This window comes from Pseudonocardia sp. HH130630-07 (assembly GCF_001698125.1).
GTDB lineage: Bacteria > Actinomycetota > Actinomycetes > Mycobacteriales > Pseudonocardiaceae > Pseudonocardia.
Map to the genome: position 1 here is coordinate 5060940 of NZ_CP013854.1, position 18541 is coordinate 5079480.

The 18541-nt window shown below is 73.6% G+C and carries 21 protein-coding genes; 7 read left to right on the plus strand and 14 right to left on the minus strand.

Translation table 11 applies throughout. The features are described from left to right. Positions 1–9: 9 nt before the first annotated feature. From AFB00_RS24030 to AFB00_RS24050, 5 genes are all read right to left on the minus strand, one after another. The gene (locus AFB00_RS24030) at positions 10–693 is read right to left on the minus strand and encodes a class II aldolase/adducin family protein (protein ID WP_068799072.1); all 684 of its coding nucleotides are present in this window, start codon (positions 691–693) and stop codon (positions 10–12) included. A gap of 64 nt (positions 694–757) precedes the next feature. Then, complete coding sequence (locus AFB00_RS24035; RefSeq protein ID WP_068799073.1) at positions 758–1552, minus strand: IclR family transcriptional regulator; 795 nt, start codon at positions 1550–1552, stop codon at positions 758–760. Between the two features lie 71 nt (positions 1553–1623). Beyond that, positions 1624–1923, minus strand: a complete 300-nt coding sequence (locus AFB00_RS24040) for a DUF6924 domain-containing protein (protein WP_068799074.1) — start codon at positions 1921–1923, stop codon at positions 1624–1626. Positions 1924–1976: 53 nt separating this feature from the next. Next, a complete protein-coding gene (locus tag AFB00_RS24045; protein WP_060710839.1) occupies positions 1977–2885 on the minus strand; it encodes an IS3 family transposase in 909 nt (302 codons plus the stop codon). After that, complete coding sequence (locus tag AFB00_RS24050) at positions 2882–3172, minus strand: transposase (RefSeq protein WP_060710840.1); 291 nt, start codon at positions 3170–3172, stop codon at positions 2882–2884. The genes AFB00_RS24045 and AFB00_RS24050 overlap by 4 nt, the downstream gene beginning before the upstream one ends. 318 nt (positions 3173–3490) lie before the next feature. Here AFB00_RS24050 and AFB00_RS24055 point away from each other — a divergent pair, with 318 nt between their 5' ends. Beyond that, on the plus strand, positions 3491–4030 hold the full coding sequence (locus AFB00_RS24055; RefSeq protein WP_083275484.1) for an IS5 family transposase: 540 nt from the start codon (positions 3491–3493) through the stop codon (positions 4028–4030). Between the two features lie 135 nt (positions 4031–4165). Here the strand turns inward: AFB00_RS24055 and AFB00_RS24060 are convergent, their stop codons facing one another. Beyond that, on the minus strand, positions 4166–5062 hold the full coding sequence (locus AFB00_RS24060) for a LysR family transcriptional regulator (RefSeq protein WP_083276131.1): 897 nt from the start codon (positions 5060–5062) through the stop codon (positions 4166–4168). Positions 5063–5189: 127 nt separating this feature from the next. Here AFB00_RS24060 and AFB00_RS24065 point away from each other — a divergent pair, with 127 nt between their 5' ends. Then, on the plus strand, positions 5190–6062 hold the full coding sequence (locus AFB00_RS24065) for an SDR family NAD(P)-dependent oxidoreductase (protein WP_068799075.1): 873 nt from the start codon (positions 5190–5192) through the stop codon (positions 6060–6062). Between the two features lie 12 nt (positions 6063–6074). Here AFB00_RS24065 and AFB00_RS24070 read toward each other — a convergent pair whose 3' ends face one another. After that, complete coding sequence (locus AFB00_RS24070) at positions 6075–6992, minus strand: LysR family transcriptional regulator (protein ID WP_068799076.1); 918 nt, start codon at positions 6990–6992, stop codon at positions 6075–6077. A gap of 101 nt (positions 6993–7093) precedes the next feature. On the opposite strand from AFB00_RS24070, the gene AFB00_RS24075 reads away from it, so the two are divergent. Further along, positions 7094–8866, plus strand: coding sequence for an FAD-dependent oxidoreductase (locus AFB00_RS24075; RefSeq protein ID WP_068799077.1), 1773 nt, complete (start codon positions 7094–7096; stop codon positions 8864–8866). A gap of 41 nt (positions 8867–8907) precedes the next feature. After that, on the plus strand, positions 8908–10836 hold the full coding sequence (locus AFB00_RS24080) for a maleylacetate reductase and hydroxyquinol 1,2-dioxygenase domain-containing protein (RefSeq protein WP_068799078.1): 1929 nt from the start codon (positions 8908–8910) through the stop codon (positions 10834–10836). 6 nt (positions 10837–10842) lie between these two features. On the opposite strand, the gene AFB00_RS24085 is transcribed toward AFB00_RS24080, so the two are convergent. The 7 genes from AFB00_RS24085 to AFB00_RS24115 all read right to left on the minus strand — a co-directional run bounded on the left by AFB00_RS24085 (position 10843) and on the right by AFB00_RS24115 (position 15434). After that, positions 10843–11052: a DUF397 domain-containing protein gene (locus tag AFB00_RS24085; protein ID WP_068799079.1), complete on the minus strand. Its 210-nt coding sequence runs from the start codon at positions 11050–11052 to the stop codon at positions 10843–10845. Continuing rightward, on the minus strand, positions 11045–11254 hold the full coding sequence (locus AFB00_RS35105) for a Scr1 family TA system antitoxin-like transcriptional regulator (protein WP_231974485.1): 210 nt from the start codon (positions 11252–11254) through the stop codon (positions 11045–11047). The genes AFB00_RS24085 and AFB00_RS35105 overlap by 8 nt, the downstream gene beginning before the upstream one ends. A gap of 13 nt (positions 11255–11267) precedes the next feature. Beyond that, positions 11268–12147, minus strand: a protein-coding gene (locus tag AFB00_RS32335) for an IS5 family transposase (protein WP_442965879.1) whose coding sequence is annotated in 2 segments (ribosomal slippage) — positions 11268–11781 and positions 11780–12147 — 882 coding nt in all. Because the reading frame shifts where the segments join, the coding sequence is not laid out codon by codon here. A 142-nt stretch (positions 12148–12289) separates the two neighbouring features. Continuing rightward, positions 12290–13312 carry a Gfo/Idh/MocA family protein gene (locus AFB00_RS24100; RefSeq protein ID WP_068799080.1) on the minus strand — a complete coding sequence of 341 codons (1023 nt, stop codon included), beginning with the start codon at positions 13310–13312 and terminating at the stop codon, positions 12290–12292. Next, positions 13309–14781 (minus strand): IS5 family transposase, encoded by a 1473-nt coding sequence (locus tag AFB00_RS36420; RefSeq protein WP_442965880.1) that lies wholly within the window; start codon positions 14779–14781, stop codon positions 13309–13311. Before AFB00_RS36420 ends, AFB00_RS24100 begins: the two co-directional genes overlap by 4 nt. Next, positions 14705–15157 carry an IS5 family transposase gene (locus AFB00_RS36425; protein WP_060710991.1) on the minus strand — a complete coding sequence of 151 codons (453 nt, stop codon included), beginning with the start codon at positions 15155–15157 and terminating at the stop codon, positions 14705–14707. Before AFB00_RS36425 ends, AFB00_RS36420 begins: the two co-directional genes overlap by 77 nt. A 46-nt stretch (positions 15158–15203) precedes the next feature. Further along, complete coding sequence (locus tag AFB00_RS24115) at positions 15204–15434, minus strand: winged helix-turn-helix domain-containing protein (protein WP_068799081.1); 231 nt, start codon at positions 15432–15434, stop codon at positions 15204–15206. A gap of 160 nt (positions 15435–15594) precedes the next feature. On the opposite strand from AFB00_RS24115, the gene AFB00_RS24120 reads away from it, so the two are divergent. From AFB00_RS24120 to AFB00_RS24130, 3 genes are read left to right on the plus strand one after another with little or no spacing between them, the layout of a single operon-like run. Beyond that, positions 15595–16491, plus strand: a complete 897-nt coding sequence (locus AFB00_RS24120) for an NAD-dependent epimerase/dehydratase family protein (protein ID WP_197519643.1) — start codon at positions 15595–15597, stop codon at positions 16489–16491. After that, the gene (locus AFB00_RS24125) at positions 16491–17624 is read left to right on the plus strand and encodes a dihydrodipicolinate synthase family protein (RefSeq protein ID WP_197519644.1); all 1134 of its coding nucleotides are present in this window, start codon (positions 16491–16493) and stop codon (positions 17622–17624) included. Before AFB00_RS24120 ends, AFB00_RS24125 begins: the two co-directional genes overlap by 1 nt. A 26-nt stretch (positions 17625–17650) precedes the next feature. Then, entirely contained in the window at positions 17651–18502 is an 852-nt protein-coding gene (locus tag AFB00_RS24130; RefSeq protein ID WP_197519645.1) for a polysaccharide lyase, read from the plus strand. Positions 18503–18541 lie beyond the last annotated feature (39 nt).

The following is an 18541-nucleotide window of genomic DNA, read 5'->3' on the forward strand; positions in this document are numbered from 1 at the left end:
GGTGGGCGGTCAGGCCGGCAACCGGCGGACGAGGAGGTCCCACACGGCGTGCACGGCCCGGTCGTTGTAGACGTGCTCGCGCTTCGCGCGGGCCTCCTCGTCGGGCGACCAGGACGGCCGGCCGCCGAAGGACCGGGTGAGCAACTGCTGGCGGCACGCCTGTTCCAGCACGACCGCGCGGACCGTCGCGGTCTGCAGGTCCGGGCCGACCGCGACGATGCCGTGGTTGACCAGGAACAGTGCGGGCGCGTCGCCGAGCGCGGCCGCGACCCGCGCGCCCAGCTCCGGGGTGAGGATGAGGTCGGCGGTGTCGGTGAACCGCGGCACGGCCGGCGGGACGAACATCGTCGCCGCGTGGCTGACCGGCAGCAGCTCCTGCCCGGCGGCGGCGAGTGCCACCGCGTGCGGGGGATGGGTGTGCACCACGGCCCCCACGTCGGGGCGTGCGGCGAGGACCTCGGTGTGGATCGGGTACTCGCTGTGCCGGGGGCCGTCGCCGTCGAGGACGGCACCGTCACCACCGACCAGCTGCACCCGGTCCGCGGTGACCTCGGCCAGGCTCCACTCGGCGGACTTGATCCAGCACCCGCGCTCGTCGCGGACCGAGGCGTGGCCCCAGATGAAGTCGTCCTGGCCCTGGTCGGCGAGCACCCGGGAGGCGAGGGCGACCAGCTGTCGGGGGTCCGCTGTCATCGGGCGGTCTCCTCTGCTGTGGGGAATACCCGCAGCGTAGGAGCCGTGATGTCTGTCTTGAAGACTAGTTGTTCTGCACAGAAGAACGCTCGACGATGGTCGCGGCCGCCGCCCGCAGTGCCCGGACGGCCTGCTGCTCGGCGTGCCCGGTCCACCGGACCTCGGGAGCCGCGACGCTCAGTGCCGCGGGCGGTCCGGGCACCGTGCGGGGGAGCGCGATCGCCACCGAGGAGACGCCCGGCTCCATCTCCGCCGAGTTGCGGGCGTACCCCCGCCGGCGGGTGGCGTCGAGCTCGGCGAGCAGCGCGTCGACGTCGGTGATGGTCCGGTCGGTCGGCGAGGACAGCCGGTGGCGGCCGCAGAGTGCGCGCACCTCGTCGTCGGTGAGCGTCGCGAGCATCGACTTGCCCATGCTCGTCGCGTGCGCCGGACGGGTGCCGCCGGTCCGGTCGGCGACGCGCAGCGCCCGCTCGCTCTCGATCCCCACCAGGTACCGGACGCCGGCCGGCTCCAGCACCCCGAGGTGGACGGTCTCGGCGCAGGTACGGGCGAGGGTGAGCAGCGCCGGGGCCGCGGCGTCGCGCAGGGTCGCGCCGCGCCCGGCCGCCGAACCCGCCGCGAGCAGCTCCGGCCCGGCCCGGTAGGCCCGCGACACCGGGTCCTGCACGGCGAAACCCCGGTAGACGAGCATCGCGACCAGCCGGTGGGCGGTGGACTGGCCGACCCCGAGGCGCTCCCGCACGTCGGCGAGGCGCAGCTCGGGGATCTCACCCAGCAGCTGCAGCAGCTGCAGCGTGCGGTCCACGGCCGCGACGGGATAGGCGGGCGGGGTGCGATCGGCCTCGTCGAAGCGGTGCACCGGCGCAGCCTACCGGGGGACGGGCCGGGCGGGCCGCCCGTGAACCGCCACCCGGCAGGCCGGCCGGACGGTCAGAACCCGCGGAAGACGCCGTCGTCGCCGACGTTGTCGCTGAAGTCCCCCCAGTCCATGTTCGCGATCGACAGGTTGTTCTCCACCGACCACAGCTCGGTCGCGACCACCCGGAACTCGGTGCGCGGCCGCGCGTCCTCGTCCTCGTCCTCGTCGGGGACCGGGACGACCAGGATCGGGTACCCGTCCGACGCGAGCGCGGTCCGGTCGGCGACGAAGAGGAAGTCCTCCTCGTAGTCCTCGGGGAGCAGGCTGCGCAGCTGCGCCGGGCCCGATCCGGAGTAGGCCCGGTCGTCCACGACGTCGACGCCGGCGAGGAACCCTGCGGTTCCCCCGAGATCGTGGAGGGTTCTTATGCCGCGTCTCGGGTGAGGGCGGCGTTCTCGTAGTTGATCGGTGAGAGCCCGGCGGCGGCACTGTGTCGCCGCCGGTGGTTGTAGAAGCCGTAACACCAGTCGATGACCGCCGCCCGCGCCCTACTGATGGTGTCGAAGTCGTTGCGGGACAGCACTTCCCACTCCAGGCTGGAGAAGAACGCCTCCGCCGCGGCATTGTCGAAACACGACCCGACCCGGCCCATCGACTGACGGATGTCGAGCCGCCGACACAGAGCGGTGAACGCGCCCGCGGTGTAGGTCGACCCGCGGTCGGTGTGGAAGATCACCCCGGCGATTCGGTCCGCCCCGCCGCGGGCCGCCACCGCCATCCGGATCGCCGCACACGCCAGCTCGGCGTTCGGGTGCAGCCCCGTGGCCGCGCCGAGCAGCCGCCGCGAGTACAGGTCGATCACCGTGGCCAGATACAATTTCCCGGCCGCGGTGGGGATCTCGGTCATGTCCCCGACCCATCTGCGGTTCGGCTCGGCCGCAGTGAAACCCCGACGAAGCAGGTCCGGGAACTTCGGCGCCGTGCGGTCCTGGCGGGTCAGCCCGTTGTGCCGCTTGATCCGGCGGGCGACCAGGCCCTGGCGGCGCATCGAGTCCGCCACGGTCTTCTCCGACACCCGCCATCCGGCCTCACACAGGTCGGCGTGCAGACGGGGTGAGCCGTGTAGCCGCTGGGCGTCGTCGAACGCCACGGCCACGGCGGCGTCCAACGCGCAGCGGCGCTTCTCGGTCGCGGTGGCACCACCGTCGGAACGCGCGGCGCGGTCGAGCCACTTGTACAGCCAGGAGATCGACACCCCCAACAGGGCGCAGGCCAGCGTGTGCGGCACCCGGTGGAAGGTCCTCTGGTCGGCGATGAAACGGGCCACGCTCACTTCGTCGCCTCCTTGACCCACAGGACCACGGATCGCTTGAGGACATCACGCTCCATCCGCAGCTCGGCGTTCTCCGCGCGCAGCCGCTTGAGCTCCTCGACGCCGCCGCGAGACAGGCCCTCGGTGTCCTCGCGGGCCTCTCGTGCACGGGCCACCCAGTTGCCCAGCGTGCCCTCGTTGACCCCCAGGTCACGGGCGACCTGGGCGATCGGCTTGCCCGTCTCCTCCACGACCCGGACCGCTCCGTCACGGAACTCCCGGTCGTAGCGCTTCCGTACCTCTGGCATCGCTACCCCTTATAGCTGATGCCTCCCCGATCATGGGGGAACCGCAATCCCCTGGCGAGATCTGCCGCGGGAGCAGTTCGGGCCCTGGCAAACGGTGTGGAAGCGACACCGCCGCTACGCCGCTGACGGCACCTGGGACACCGTGCTGGCCGCACTGTTGGCCCAGGCCGACGCCAAGGGCGAGATCGACTGGACGGTGTTGACAGGTGTCGGTGGACGCCACGATCAACCGGGCGCACCAGCACGCCACGAACACCACCCGCCCCGAGCAGGACACAGGGGGCACGGTCGAACTACACGAAATCCCCTGACGGGTTCATGCCCAGCCCGCTCGGCGGACCGCGAGAACCCGCAGGTCACGGCATCGGCCGTTCCCGTGGCGGGCTGACGACGAAGATCCATGCCGCGGTCGACCGGCGGGGCCGGCCGCTGGCGGTGGTGGTGACCGGCGGGCAGCGCAACGACGGCGCCATGCTCGAGCAGGTCCTGGCCGACATCCGCGTCCCCCGCCTCGGCGCGGGACGGTCCCGCACCCGACCCGACGCCGTGGTGGCCGACCGGGCCTACTCATCCGGGGTCAACCGGCGCGCACTGGCCCGCCGCTCGATCACCACCGTCATCCCGCAGAAACGCGACGAGATCGCCGCCCGCAAACGCCGCGGCTCCCTCGGCGGCAGACCACCCGGACTCGACGTTGAGACCTACAAGGGCCGCAACGTCGTGGAACGCCACTTCACCCTGACCAAGCAGTGGCGCGGGCTGGCCACCCGCTACGACAAACTCGCCATCACCTATCGCGCCGCCACCGTCCTCAGCGCCTGCATCACCTGGTCACGCCTATTGGGAGACATGCCCTAGCCGAGGACGAGGGCCACGGCTTCGAGAACGAGGGCAACCGGCTCCGCCTCTACCACGCGGTCGACCGGCACCTGGCCGAACACCTGGGCGGGCGGCGGGGCGGCCGCGCGCAGTAGCCGCCCCCGGGGAGTCCGGTCACGGCACCCGGTCCCCGGCGACGTCCGCCACGTGCCGGACGAAGTGCGCGACGTCGGGTGAGGTCGCGCTCTCCGACCAGCCGAGGTGCAGCTCGCTGGCGGAGACCCCGGTGACCCCGACGACCGCGATCCCCGTCGTCGTCATCTCGGCCAGCAGCGACTCCGCCACGAACCCGATCCCGTGACCGAGCCGGATGGACGCGGTGTACTGGGCCGTGTCCGACACCGCCGGTCCCGGCGTCCACTCGTGCGGCGCCAGGTCCGTCGCGGTCCAGAACGCGGTCTCCGACGCGGTGTTCCCGGCCAGGACGACGACGGCCGCCCCGGCCAGCTCGGCGCGGTCGACCGTGTCCCGGTGCGCCAGCGGGTGCGCGGCCGGGAGCAGGGCGACGCGGGCGTCGGAGCGGAGCAGCTCGGTGTCGAGCCCGGTGCGGTCGAGCGGGGACCGGACCAGGGTGACGTCGGCGTCGCCGGTCCGGACCTCCTCGACCTGCACCGATCCGTCGACGACGGCCCCGCGGGCGGGCAGCCGGGTGCCGCGGGCGGCGTTGTAGGAGGTGACGAGGGTGTCGAGCGCCTCGATGTCACAGCCGCGCGTGGTGACGCGCAGGTGCTTCGTGGCCCCGCTGTGCCGGCCCGGCCGCGTGATCGCGGTGCGGGCCAGCCGGTCGAGGGCGAGGGCGTCGTCGCGGAACACCACGCCCGCCTCGGTGAGCACCGCGCCGCGCCGGCCGCGCTCGAACAGCGGCGAGCCCACCGTCGCCTCGACGGCACGGACCGCCCGGGACAGGGCGGGCTGGGTCATGCCGAGGCGCCGGGCGGCGGCGGTGAAGGTCCCCTCCTCGGCCACGGCCAGGACGTACCGGAAGTGGCGCAGCTCGATGCCGGTCTCCATGCCCTCCATCATGCGTGCCGTGCACCGATGCCCGCAGGGCATGGGTCCGGACCCGGCGGGCCTTGGACGCACCGGCCCCGGCGCGGTCCCCTGGGGTCTCCAGCGATCCACGAGGGAGACGAGAACGATGCGCAGGGCGGTCGTCACGGGCGGGACCAGGGGTATCGGCGTGCACGTCGCGAGCCGGCTGCGGGAGCACGGTCTGGCCGTGACCGTCATCGGCCGGGACGCGGCCCACGGCGCGGACGCGGTGCGCGAGATCGGCGGGGACACCCGGTTCCTGCAGGCCGACCTGTCCTCGCTGCGCGAGGCCGAGCGGGTCGGGGAGCGCATCGCGGCGGAGGGCCCGCTGCACGTACTGGTCAACAACGCGGGCGGGATGTGGCCGGCTCGGCGGGAGACGGTCGACGGGTTCGAGGCGAGCTTCGCGCTGAACCACCTGTCACCGGTCGTCCTCACCGCGACGCTGCTCGACGCGCTCCGGGCGGGCGCGCCCAGCCGGATCGTCGACGTCACGTCGTCGTCGATCACGACGGCGGTGCTCGACGGGCTGCCGTCCTACGACGCGGTGGAGCAGGACGGGGAGCACCACGGCATGGCCGTCGCCGGCCGGGCCAAGCTCGCGCACCTGGCGCACAACCAGGACCTGGCCCGGGAGCTGGCGGCCGACGGCGTCACGGTGCTCGCCGCCGACCCGCTCGGTCCTGCCGCGGCGGCGACACCGAACGCGGCGGAGATGACCCCGGAGATCCTGCCGCCGGCCCTGCGGCACCTGTGGGAGCAGATCCAGGACGGCCTGCGGCCCGCGTCGGAGGTCGTCGATCCGATCGTCGCGGCGGCGGTCGACCCGGCGTTCGACGGCCGGGCGGGCCTGGTGCTCGGCCCGGACGGCGTGCCGTCGCAGGACCTGCTGCGGTTCGTGACCCCGGAGGTGTCGGCGTCGGCCGGGGCGCTGACCCGGCGGGTGCTGGCCGGGCGGACGGACCCGGCCCGCGCCTGACGAGCAGGGGCCCTACCCGCCGAGGACGTTCGGTTCGGGGGTGGACAGCGCCGCGCGCAGGAACCGCTGCAGGACCGGGTTGTCATCGTCCGGGCGCCAGCAGACCCCGGTCTCGACGACGCCGGTGTGCTGGCGCAGCGGGCGTGCGACGAGCCCGGTGGGCAGGTGCGCGGCGTGCTGGGCGGGGAGCAGGCAGTAGGCGTCGCCTGCGGCCTGCACCATCGCGAGTGCCTGGACCACCGATCCGACCGGGACCGACCGGGCGGCGGTGCCGCCCGCGGCGCCCACGTGCGCGGCGAGGGCCTCGCCCGCCTGCTCGCCCAGCTCGACCCGCAGCGACGGCGCGGCCGCGAGGTCCAGCGGCTCCCGCGGGGCGGCGTCCCCGCCGGCGGGCACCACTGCGACCAGGGGTTCACGTGCGACGACGGCGATCTCCAGCCCGCGGGCCCTGGCCGGCGGGTGCCGTACCGCTCCCGGCGCGGACGGCGGCAGGTGCACCAGCCCGGCGTGGGCGAGGTGCTGGTGGACCTGTTCGACGGCGTAGCGGTCCGGGCCGCAGTCGAGCCGGACGTCGACGCCGGGGCCCAGCTCACCGCCGGTGGTCAGGCGGGCGAGCAGGTGCGGCGACGTCGAGTGGCCCGCGACGACGGCCAGACGCCCCCGGGTCCCCCGGCCGACGGTGCGGACGGTCTCCGCGGCGTCGCCGATCTCGGCCAGCACCCGGCGGGCCCGCAGCGCCAGCTCGCGACCGGCGGCGGTCAGCTCGATCCCGCGGCCGTGCCGGACCAGCAGCGCGACGCCCAGCTCCCGCTCCAGGTTCTGCAACCGCACGGTGAGCGGCGGCTGCGTCATGTGCAGGGCCACCGCGGCGCGGCTGACGGACCCCTCGTCGGCGACGGCCAAGAAGCACTCCAGCGCGCGGACATCCATTCGCACAGCCTATGGCCGCCCGCGGCGATCGGTATTGGACGAATACGTCGGCGGGGCCCGACACTCGACCCACAGCACCGCAGCTGGAGAGACGAGGCAGCATGAACGAGAGCCGAACCACCGCGGACGACATGCTGACCACCGACGTCCTGATCATCGGCAGCGGCCCGGCCGGAGCGTCGATGGCGCTGTTCCTGGCGACCTACGGGATCGACCACATCGTCGTCACCAAGTACCGGTGGACGGCGAACACGCCGCGCGCGCACATCACCAACCAGCGCACCGTGGAGATCTTCCGCGACATGGGCGTCGAGGACGACGTCCGCTCCCAGGGCGTGCCGTCGCACATGATGGGCGAGACGGTGTTCTGCACCAGCCTGACCGGCGACGAGATCGGCCGGGTCCGCTCCTGGGGCAACCATCCGGCGCGCCGGGCGGACTACACGCTCGCCAGCCCGGTGGAGAACTGCGACCTGCCGCAGACGCTGCTGGAGCCGATCGTCATCGGGCACGCCGCGGAGCGGGGCAGCCGGATCCGCTTCGACACCGAGTACGTCGGGCTGGAGCAGGACGACACCGGGGTCGTGGTCACCGTCCGGGACCGGCTGTCCGGGCACACCTACGCGATCCGGGCGAGGTACGTGATCGGCGCCGACGGCGGGCGCAGCGTGATCGCCCGGGACGTCGGGCTGCCGTTCGAGGGCCGGATGGACGTGGCCGGGTCGATGAACATCGTGTTCCACGCCGACCTGAGCCGGTTCGTGGAGAAGCGCCCGAGCGTCCTCTACTGGGTCGTGCAGCCGGGCTCGGACATCGGCGGGATCGGGATGGGCCTGGTCCGCATGGTCCGGCCCTGGGACGAGTGGCTGATCGTGTGGGGCTACGACATCGACGGGCCGCCCCCGCAGGTCGACGACGCCATGGCGACCAAGGTGGTGCACGACCTCATCGGCGACGACACCGTGCCGGTCACCATCCGGTCGACCTCGCTGTGGGGGAACAACAAGATGTACGCGACCCGCTACCGCGCGGGCCGGGTGTTCTGCGCCGGGGACGCGGTGCACCGGCACCCGCCGTCGAACGGGCTCGGCTCGAACACCTCGATCCAGGACTCCTACAACCTGGCCTGGAAGCTCGCGCTGGTCCTGAAGGGCCAGGCGGGGGAGGCGCTGCTCGACAGCTACGACGCCGAGCGGGCCCCGGTCGGCAGGCAGATCGTGCTGCGGGCCAACCGGTCCATCGAGGAGTTCGGGCCGATCTTCGACGCGCTCGGCGTCACCGGTACCTCGGACCCCGGGGAGCAGCTGGCCGCCATGGCGGCGCGCGGCGAGAACACCCCGGAGGCGGCCGCGCAGCGGGTCGCCCTGCGCACGGCGCTGGAGACGAAGGACTACGAGTTCAACGCGCACGGCGTGGAACTCGGCCAGCGCTACCGGTCGGGCGCGGTGGTCCCGGACGGCACGGAGGAGCCGGCCCACGACCGGGACCCGGAACTCTTCTACCACGCCACCACCTGGCCGGGGGCCCGGCTGCCGCACTGCTGGCTGGGCCGCGGCCAGGACCGGGTGAGCACCCACGACGTCACCGGCAAGGGCCGTTTCGCGCTGCTCACCGGCATCTCGGGGGAGGACTGGATCCCGGCGGCGGCGCAGGTGTCGGCCCGGTTCGGCATCGAAATCGACGCCCACGTGATCGGCCCCGGCCGGGACCTGACCGACCTCTACGACGACTGGTCCCGGCTGCGCGAGGTCACCGAGTCGGGCTGCGTGCTCGTGCGCCCGGACGCCCACGTCGCCTGGCGCTCGCACCGGCTCCCCGACGACCCGGCGGCCGAGCTGGGCGCGGCACTCGCCGCCGTCCTCGCCCGGCCCTGACCGGCCCGGACCCGCCCGGCCGCGTACGGAAAGGATCTCCGATGGACCAGTTCGACCTCACGACCCTCCCGTCGCGCATCGTGTTCGGCCGCGGGACGCTCGACCGGACCGCGGAGGAGGTGCGCAGGCTGGGGCGGTCCCGGGTGCTGCTGCTCGCCACCCCGGAGCTGGCCGCGACCGGCGACCGGGTGGCTGCGGTCCTGGGCGGGCTGCTCGCCGGGCGTTTCGACGGCGCCGTCGTGCACACCCCGGTCGCGGTCACCGAGCAGGCACTGCTGGAGCTGCAGCGGACCGGCGCGGACTGCGTCGTCGCGGTCGGCGGCGGCTCGACGACCGGGCTGGCGAAGGCGCTGGCCGTCCGCACCGGCGTCGACCAGGTCGTGCTGCCCACCACCTACGCCGGTTCGGAGGTGACCCCGGTCCTCGGGGAGACCGAGGACGGGGTGAAGACGACCCGGTCGGATCCCGCCGTCCTGCCGGAGACGGTCGTCTACGACGTGGAGCTGTCGGCCGGTCTCCCGCGGGCGATCGCGGTGACCAGCGCGGTCAACGCGCTGGCGCACGCCGTCGAGGCGCTGTACTCCGCGCAGGCCAACCCGGTCACCGACGGGATGGCGCTCGACGCGGTCGAGCTGCTCACCGGCGGTCTGCGGGCGCTCGCCGACGGCACCGACGATCTCGGCGTCCGGTCCGGGCTGCTGCGCGGCGCGTGGCTCGCCGGGACCTGTCTCGGGACGGTCGGCATGGGGCTGCACCACAAGCTCTGCCACACCCTGGGCGGCTCCTTCGACCTGCCGCACGCGCCGGTGCACACCGTCGTGCTGCCGCACGCGATGGCCTACAACGCCGCCGCGGTGCCGGAGGTCATGGACCGGATCGCGGCGCGCATGGGCGTCGCCGACGCCCCCGGCGCGGTCCACGACCTCGTCCGGGCGGCGGGCGGCCCGACGTCGCTGGCCGCGATCGGGATGCCCGCCGACGGGCTGGACCGGGCGGCCGAGCTGGCCACGGCCGCGCCGTACCCGAACCCGGCCCCGGTCACCCGGGACGGGATCCGCGCGCTGCTCGACCGGGCCCAGCGCGGTGACCGCCCGGCGGCGGTCCCCGGTCTCCGCGGCGCGGTCGCCGGCCTCACCGAGCAGGTCACGCGATCGTTCGACGCGGACCGCGCCCCCCGCGCGACGGTCCTGCTGCGGGACCTCGTCCGCCGGTTGCACGGCTTCGCCGTCGACAACGACCTGACCCAGCAGGAGTGGCAGACCGGCATCGACTTCCTCACCCGGGCCGGTCACATCACCACCGACACCCGCCAGGAGTTCATCCTGCTGTCGGACACGCTGGGCCTGTCCAGCGTCATCGACCTGCTCACGAACTCCCGGACGCCGGACAGCACGTCGTCGGCGGTGCTCGGCCCGTTCTACGTGGCGGACCCGCCGGAGCTCGCGCAGGGCACCGACATCTCGGCGGGGCTGCCCGGGGTGCCGCTGCACGCCGACCTCACCGTGACCGACACCCGGGGGACACCGCTGGCGGGCGCGGTCGTCGACGTCTGGCAGTCCGACGACGACGGCTTCTACGACGTGCAGCAGCCCGACCTGGAGGGACCCGTCCTGCGCGGACGGCTGCGCACCGACGGCGACGGCCGGCTCCGCTTCCGGTCGATCCTGCCCTCGGAGTACCCGATCCCGACCGACGGCCCGGTCGGCGGACTGCTGGCGGCGACCGGGCGGCACCCGTACCGGGCGCCGCACCTGCACGTCCTGATCGACGCCCCGGGCCACCGCAGGCTGGTGACGCAGCTGTTCGTGCGCGGCGGGCGGCACCTGGACTCCGACGCCGTCTTCGGGGTGAAGGACGACCTGATCGTCGACTTCGTGCCGCGCACCGGCCCGATGCCCGACGGGACGGATCCCGGGGGCGAGTGGCGGGAGCTGTCGTTCACCTTCGAGGTGCAGCCGGAGGACGGGTGACGGGCACTATCCGGTGAGCTCGCCGTTCGAGACGCCGCCGACGAAGGCCCGCCACTCGGCCGGGGCGAAGCTCAGGACCGGGCCGGTGCGGTCCTTGCTGTCGCGGACGTAGACGAGCCCGTTCGCGTCGATCAGGTTGTCGGCGATCTCGACGCAATTGCCGCCGTTGTTGCTACGAGTGCTCTTGCGCCAGATGGCGCCGTCGATCTCATTCATTTCCCAGTTCCTCCCGGGCTACGGTCAGTCTGTCGCGGGTCCGGTCCTCGTCGAGCGCGCGGCTCTGCAGGTCGTTCCACACGAGGTGGTAGGCGGCGACCTCCTCGGGCTTGTTGAGGTACATCGCCCCGGTCAGGGTCTCGGCGTAGACGAGCGGCGGTTCGAGGACCTCACCGCCATGCGGTGCTTGCGGGAAATCCAGGAACGCGAACGAACTAGGGTGTGTCTCCCAATGCGCGGAGCCAGGTGACGATTGCCTTCAGGACGGCGCCGCCGCGGAAGGTCAGGGCGAGCTTGTCGTAACGGGTGGCCAGCCCGCGCCACTGCTTGACGTGGCAGAACCCGCGCTCGACGACGTTGCGGTTTCGGTAGTCGACCGGATCGAATGCGGGCGGTCGGCCGCCGCGTGAGCCCCGTCGTTTGCGGTGTCCCTGCTGGTCAGAGGGCTCCGGAATGACAGCGATGATCCGGCGCTCGCGCAGGTGCCGGCGGATCGCGCGTGAGGAGTAGGCCTTGTCCGCGCGCACGCGTTCAGGCCGGGTCCGGGGTCGTCCCGGGCCCGGTCGGGCGATGCTCAGGCGCGCCATCAGGTGCGGAAACATTGGCGAGTCGCCGCCCTGGCCGGGGCCGAGGAGGACCACCAGCGGGCGGCCGTGCCCGTCAACGAGCTGGTGGATCTTCGTCGACAGCCCTCCGCGGGACCGTCCCAGCGCGTGATCTGCTGGTTCGGCGAGCAGATTCGTGTAGTTCGATCCGGCCCCCTGTGTCGCGCTTGAGGGTCGCGGCGTGCTGGTGGGCACGGATGATCGTGGAGTCCACGCTGACCGCCCACCCGAGCACCTCGGCGGCGTCGGCCTCGACCAGAAGAGCAGCCAGGATGTGGTCCCAGGTGCCGTCGCCGCTGTAGCGGCGGTGCCGCTTCCACAACGTCTGCCACGGCCCGAACTCGGCTGGGACGTCGCGCCAGGGAAGCCCGCACCGATACCGGTAGATGATCCCCTCGAGCACCCGGCGGTCATCGCGGAACGGGCGCCCGCGACGACCCTCGGAGGAGGGCAACAGCGGCGCCAGACGGGCCCACTGGGCATCAGTCAGGACAGCGGTACGCGGCACCGATCAAGCATCGCGCACCCCGCTCCGCCTATCTGGGAGACACGCCCTAGTCGTGGCTGTCGGTGGCACGACGACCTCCTGCGGATCGGGCGGGGCCGGGCGGCGCGGACGGGGTGGTGCGGCGTCACGCGACGACCGGGTCGGTGCGCAGGTCGACGGCGACGCCGTCGGCGGCCGAGCGGTACAGCGCGAGCGCCGCCGCGACCACCGACCTGCCGTAGTCGCCGTCGACGTGGCGGGCCCCCGGCTCACCGCGGACGGCGGCGACGAAGCCGTCGAGCTGGGCGCGCAGCGCCTGGTGCATCCGGTCCGGCGCGGCCGGGCGCAGCAGCTCGGACCGCCCGCCCTGCAACAGGAACAGGCCCTCGGTCCCGGACACCCGCAGGGTGGCGCCCTCCAGCGCGATCTCGGTCTCGTCGAAGTACGGCGCGCCCCGGCTGGTGAGCGTGAGACCGGCGGCGGTGCCGTCGGCCAGCTCCAGCAGGGCGATGGCGTCGGTCTCGACGGCGACCCCGGGCCGGCCGCGGACGACCCCGGTCACCCGGCCGATCCGGGAACCGGTGAGCCACTGGATGCGGTCCAGCCCGTGCGTGCCGACGTTCAGCACGATCCCGCCACCGGCCTGCTGCGGGTCGAAGAACCAGCCCGGCCGGGAACCCGGGTCGTAGTGCGCGGACCGGCGGTGGGTCACGAGCACCGGCTCGCCGTAGCGCCCGGACGCGACGATGTCGCGGGCGTGCCGGGCCACCGGATCGAAGTGCAGGATGTGCGCGACGGCGAGCAGCGTGCCGGCGCGGGCGCAGGCCGCGATCATCGCGGTGCAGTCCTCGACGGTGGTGGCCATCGGCTTCTCGACCAGCACCGGCAGCCCGGCGTCGGCGGCGTCGAGGACGATCGGTGTGTGCAGGGCGTGCGGTGCGGCGACGACCACGGCGTCCAGCGCCGCGGTGGCGAACATGGCGCGGTGGTCGGTGAACACCGCTGCGCCGTCCCCCGCCAGCTCCGCGGCCGCCGCCCGGCGCACGTCGCAGACGGCGGCGATCCGGTGGCCCGGGGCGCCGGCGGCGGCCCGGACGTGCGCGGCGCCGAAACCACCCGCTCCGACGACGCCGATACGGGCCCGGTCGTCCGGGGCTCGGTCGTTCACAGCACTCCCTGTCGGTCGATGGTCACGTGTTCGGAGGCACGAGGGGCCGCGGGCCGTCCGGCCGCGCCGCACGAGGCGCGGACCACCAGCCGCGGCAGGATCTGCGTCCGGTGGGTGAGCGGGGCCGCCCCGGTGCCGCCGAGCTGGCTCAGCAGCAGCTGTGCGGCGAGGGCGCCCACCTCGGTCTTCGGCGGTGAGACGGCCGTCAGGGGCAGGTCCCCGACCTCGGCGACCTCGTCGTCGTAGGCGACGACCGCGAGGTCGCCGGGCACCGACACCCCCTGGCGCCGGGCCTCGACGACGAGGGCGGCGGCGTCCCGGTCGCCGTGGCAGAACACGGCCGACACCCCGGCGTCGGCGCAGTGTGCGGCGTAGGCGGCGATACCGGCGGTGTCCCACACCTCGCGGCGGGCCACGGCGCCCTCGACGACGTCGATGCCGAGCCGGGCCGCCGCGCGGTCGAACCCCGCGGCGATGATCTCGGAGGTCCCGGTGCGTTCCCGGCCGAGCAGCCCGATCCGGCGGTGCCCGAGCCGGTGCAGGTGACGCAGGGCCAGGTGCACGCCCCCGACGTGGTCGGTGGCGACGTAGGACGTCGGGTCGTCGGGGTCCGGCGCCGGGGGCACCCGTTCGGCCAGCACGTAGGGCACCGGCAGCTCGCGGAGCCGGTCCAGGTGGGCCTGCGGGTCCTCGAGCAGGTGCAGGTTGGGCACCAGCAGCAGCCCGGACACCCCGCTGGCCAGCATCGCCCGCAGCTCGTCGCGTTCGACGCCCAGGTCGTACTGGGAGCAGGCGAGGACGACGCCGTGGCCCGCGTCGCGCAGCACGCGCTCGATCCCGTCGACCACCCGCGGGTAGTAGTACGTCGTCGACGGGACGAGCACGCCGACCAGGCGCCGGACCGCGCCGGTGCCCGCGGCCGGCGGCTCGGGGGTCCCGGGCGTCACGTAGGGTGTGTCTCCCAATGCGCGGAGCCAGGTGACGATCGCCTTCAGGACGGCGCCGCCGCGGAAGGTCAGGGCGAGCTTGTCGTAACGGGTGGCCAGCCCGCGCCACTGCTTGACGTGGCAGAACCCGCACTCGACGACGTTGCGGTTTCGGTAGTCGACCGGATCGAATGCGGGCGGTCGGCCACCGCGTGAGCCCCGTCGTTTGCGGTGTCCCTGCTGGTCAGAGGGCTCCGGAATGACAGCGATGATCCGGCGCTCGCGCAGGTGCCGGCGGATCGCGCGTGAGGAGTAGGCCTTGTCCGCGCGCACGCGTTCAGGCCGGGTCCGGGGTCGTCCCGGGCCCGGTCGGGCGATGCTCAGGCGCGCCATCAGGTGCGGAAACATTGGCGAGTCGCCGCCCTGGCCGGGGCCGAGGAGGACCACCAGCGGGCGGCCGTGCCCGTCAACGAGCTGGTGGATCTTCGTCGACAGCCCTCCGCGGGACCGTCCCAGCGCGTGATCTGCTGGTTCGGCGAGCAGATTCGTGTAGTTCGATCCGGCCCCCTGTGTCGCGCTTGAGGGTCGCGGCGTGCTGGTGGGCACGGATGATCGTGGAGTCCACGCTGACCGCCCACCCGAGCACCTCGGCGGCGTCGGCCTCGACCAGAAGAGCAGCCAGGATGTGGTCCCAGGTGCCGTCGCCGCTGTAGCGGCGGTGCCGCTTCCACAACGTCTGCCACGGCCCGAACTCGGCTGGGACGTCGCGCCAGGGAAGCCCGCACCGATACCGGTAGATGATCCCCTCGAGCACCCGGCGGTCATCGCGGAACGGGCGCCCGCGACGACCCTCGGAGGAGGGCAACAGCGGCGCCAGACGGGCCCACTGGGCATCAGTCAGGACAGCGGTACGCGGCACCGATCAAGCATCGCGCACCCCGCTCCGCCTATCTGGGAGACACGCCCTAGGTGCCGGACCCCTGCCGGCGCTGGACGAGCCCCTCGGCGACGAGGTCACGGACGGCCCGGCGCAGGGTGTTGATGCTGACCGCGTGCGAGTCGGCGAGCTCGCGCTCGACCGGCAGCCGGCTGCCGGCCGGCCAGGTGCCGTCCTCGATGTGGGACCGCAGCTGCTCGGCGACATGCAGGTATTTGCGTCGCAGAGGGAATGAATCGCGCGTCGCTGCCGAATTCATGGGCAGAGAATCGGGGAAAACATCCTCTTGTGTCAACCCGATGGGTGATGTTCTGCTGATTCCAGCGAACGGATATGGCAATTCATTCCGTTCTGTAGGAATGAATGCGCACGAGGAGGTGCCATGAACGGAGCGTCGGCGAACTCGGCCGAGCTCGAGCGTGAACTCGGCCGCCCGCGCGCTGACGGCGGCCGGGCGTACCGGTACCCGGGTGCTGGCGGTGTCGCGCTGGACCGACACCGCGGCCCGCGACCGGCTCGCCGCGCACGGCGTCGAGACCGTGACCGCCGACCTGGCCGACCCGGAGGCGGTGGCCGCCCTGCCCGACGCCGGCGTGGTCGTGCACCTCGTCGGGGCCAAGTTCGGCACCGGCAGCGCCCCGGAACGGGCGTGGATGACCAACACCGTGCTGCCCGCGTACGTGGCCCGGCGGTGGCCCGGCGCGGCCACCGTGGCCCTGTCGACGGGCAACGTCTACCCGATGACGGCGCCGGTCACCGGCGGGGCGACCGAGGACGACGCGCCCGCCCCGCAGGGCGACTACGCCGTCACCTGCCTCGGGCGGGAGCAGGTCTTCACCCACGCCGCCCGCACCCGGGACACGCCGGTCGCGCTGATCCGGCTCAACTACGCGGTCGAGCCCCGCTACGGGGTGCTCGCCGACCTGGCCCGCGCCCTGGTCGCCGGGGCCCCGATCGAGGTCGGTACCGGGGCGGTCAACGTGGTCTGGCAGCGCTATGCGAACGAGGTGGTGCTGCGCAGCATCGGGCACGCCCGTGGCGGCGAACCGTTCGTGCTCAACCTGACCGGCCCGGAGACGGCCGGGGTGGGGACGCTCGCCCGGCGCCTGGCCGACCGGCTCGGCGTCGCCGCGCACCTCACCGGGACGCCGCCGCAGACCAGCCTGCTCAGCGACGCGACGCGCTGCCACGAGCTGTTCGGCTACCCGGACCGCACGCTCGGCCAGCTCGTGGACCTGCAGGCCCGCTGGCTGCTGGCCGGCGGCGAGGTCTGGGATCTCCCGACCAAGTTCGAGCGCCGCGACGGCCGGTTCTGATGCCGGCCGTCCTGGATCCCGCCGTCGCGCGGCTGCTGCACCACGGGACGGTGATCCCGGCGCACCCGCTGGCGCTGACCGCGGACCGGGTGCTCGACGAGGATCGCCAGCGCGCGCTGACCCGGTACTACCTGGCGGCCGGGGCGGGCGGGCTCGCCGTCGGCGTGCACACCACCCAGTTCGCGCTGCGCGAGCACGGGCTGCTGCCCACGGTGCTCGGGCTCGCCGCGCAGGAGGCCCGCGCCGCCGCACGGGAGCGGCCGTTCGTGCTGGTCGCCGGCGTCTGCGGACCCACCGTCCAGGCGGTCGCGGAGGCGGCCACGGCCCGCGAACTCGGGTACGACGCCGTGCTCGTCTCACCCGCCGGGCTGGACGACGTGGACCTCGACGGCCTGCTCGACCGCAGCGCGGCGGTCGGTGAGGTGCTCCCGGTCGTCGGGTTCTACCTGCAGGAGGCCGTCGGCGGGCGGTACCTGCCCGCGGGATTCTGGCGGCGGCTCGCCGACCAGCCGTCGACGGTCGCGGTCAAGGCGGCCCCGTTCGACCGCTACCGCACGCTGGAGCTGGTGGCGGGCGTCGCCGCGTCCGGCCGGGGCGCCGACGTCGCCCTCTACACCGGCAACGACGACGCGATCGTCGCCGACCTGCTCACGCCCTACCACGTGACGGGCCCGGACGGGCCGGTCGTGCGGCACTTCGTCGGGGGCCTGCTGGGGCACTGGGCGGTGTGGACCCGCTCGGCCGTCGACCTGCTCCGTGACGCGCACGCCGCCCGCGACGGCGACGCCGGCGCGCGGGCGCGCGCACTGGCCCGGCTCGCCGGTGACACCGACGCCAACGCCGCCGTCTACGACGTGCGGGGCGGTTTCGCCGGGTGCATCGCCGGGGTGCACGAGGTGCTGCGCACCCACGGTCTGCTGCGTGGCACCTGGTGCCTCGACCCCGCCGAGGACCTCTCGCCCGGCCAGGCCGCCGAGATCGCGCGGGTGCACGCGTCCTACCCCTGGTTGTCCGCCGAGGCCCGGTTCGTCGCCGACGGTCTGGCGCGGTGGCTGCCGGAGCCCGGCTCCGGTCGTACGGCCCGCACGTGCTCTGCCGACCCATCCGAGCGAACCACGGAGGAAACACAGTGAGACATCGCAGAAGGACCCTGTCCCTGGTGACCGGCGCGACGACGGCGGCGCTGCTCGCCGCCGTCGTCCTGGCCCCGCAGGCGGTCGGTGCCCAGGCCGCGACGCTGCCGGACAACGGTTTCGAGCGGCCCGCCGCCGGTGGTGCCTACCCGCTGTCGGAGTGGATCGCGGACGGCTGGAACGCGCCGTGGGCGCTCGGCATGGAGGACCGGGTCGTCGTCGACGCCGAGGCGCCCGCGTACGAGGGCGACAAGTCACTGCGGGTGCTGTACCCGGAGGGGAAGATCGGCCCGGAGAACTCCGGTGCCTCCGCGCCCTTCACGCTGCCGAAGGCGCCCGAGTACTACCTCTCCTACGCGGTGCGGTTCGACGAGAACTTCAGCTGGGGCACCAGTGAGTACGCGGGCAAGGTCGGGCTCGGCCTCGCCGGGGGCAAGTCGTGCTCCGGCGGCCAGGTCTGCGACGGGACCAACGGCTTCAGCTCGCGGCCGATCTGGCGGCAGAACAACGGCCAGGCCGCGATCTACTACTACTCGATGGGCCACGAGGGCGAGTACGGCGACTACACGGTGCTCAAGCGCGACGGCGCCGACATCCACTGGCCGCGGGGGGAGTGGGTCACCATCACCCAGCGGCTGAAGGTCAACACCGTCACGAACGGCGCCGCCAACCCCGACGGCGAGATCGAGATCTTCTTCAACGGCGTCTCCGCCGCGCTGGTCACCGACCTGCGCTTCGTGACCAACGCCGACCAGGTGGACCGCGCCTACCTCTCCAGCTTCGCCGGCGGTGCCGAGGAGACCTTCGCACCCGCCCACGACAGCTACATCTGGTACGACGACCTGCGGGTGTCGACCACCCGGCCCGCCGACCTCTGAGTCGTCCGCCCGATCCGACGAACCTCGGAAGGAGGGCCC

Bases quoted from the DNA above. Each gene is read 5' to 3' on its own strand.
- AFB00_RS24030 (WP_068799072.1), bottom strand. From the start codon at position 693: ATGACAGCGGACCCCCGACAGCTGGTCGCCCTCGCCTCCCGGGTGCTC.
- AFB00_RS24050 (WP_060710840.1), bottom strand. From the start codon at position 3,172: ATGCCAGAGGTACGGAAGCGCTACGACCGGGAGTTCCGTGACGGAGCG.
- AFB00_RS24055 (WP_083275484.1), top strand. From the start codon at position 3,491: ATGCCCAGCCCGCTCGGCGGACCGCGAGAACCCGCAGGTCACGGCATC.
- AFB00_RS24060 (WP_083276131.1), bottom strand. From the start codon at position 5,062: ATGGAGACCGGCATCGAGCTGCGCCACTTCCGGTACGTCCTGGCCGTG.
- AFB00_RS24065 (WP_068799075.1), top strand. From the start codon at position 5,190: ATGCGCAGGGCGGTCGTCACGGGCGGGACCAGGGGTATCGGCGTGCAC.
- AFB00_RS24070 (WP_068799076.1), bottom strand. From the start codon at position 6,992: ATGGATGTCCGCGCGCTGGAGTGCTTCTTGGCCGTCGCCGACGAGGGG.
- AFB00_RS24075 (WP_068799077.1), top strand. From the start codon at position 7,094: ATGAACGAGAGCCGAACCACCGCGGACGACATGCTGACCACCGACGTC.
- AFB00_RS24080 (WP_068799078.1), top strand. From the start codon at position 8,908: ATGGACCAGTTCGACCTCACGACCCTCCCGTCGCGCATCGTGTTCGGC.
- AFB00_RS24085 (WP_068799079.1), bottom strand. From the start codon at position 11,052: ATGAATGAGATCGACGGCGCCATCTGGCGCAAGAGCACTCGTAGCAAC.
- AFB00_RS24115 (WP_068799081.1), bottom strand. From the start codon at position 15,434: ATGAATTCGGCAGCGACGCGCGATTCATTCCCTCTGCGACGCAAATAC.
- AFB00_RS24125 (WP_197519644.1), top strand. From the start codon at position 16,491: ATGCCGGCCGTCCTGGATCCCGCCGTCGCGCGGCTGCTGCACCACGGG.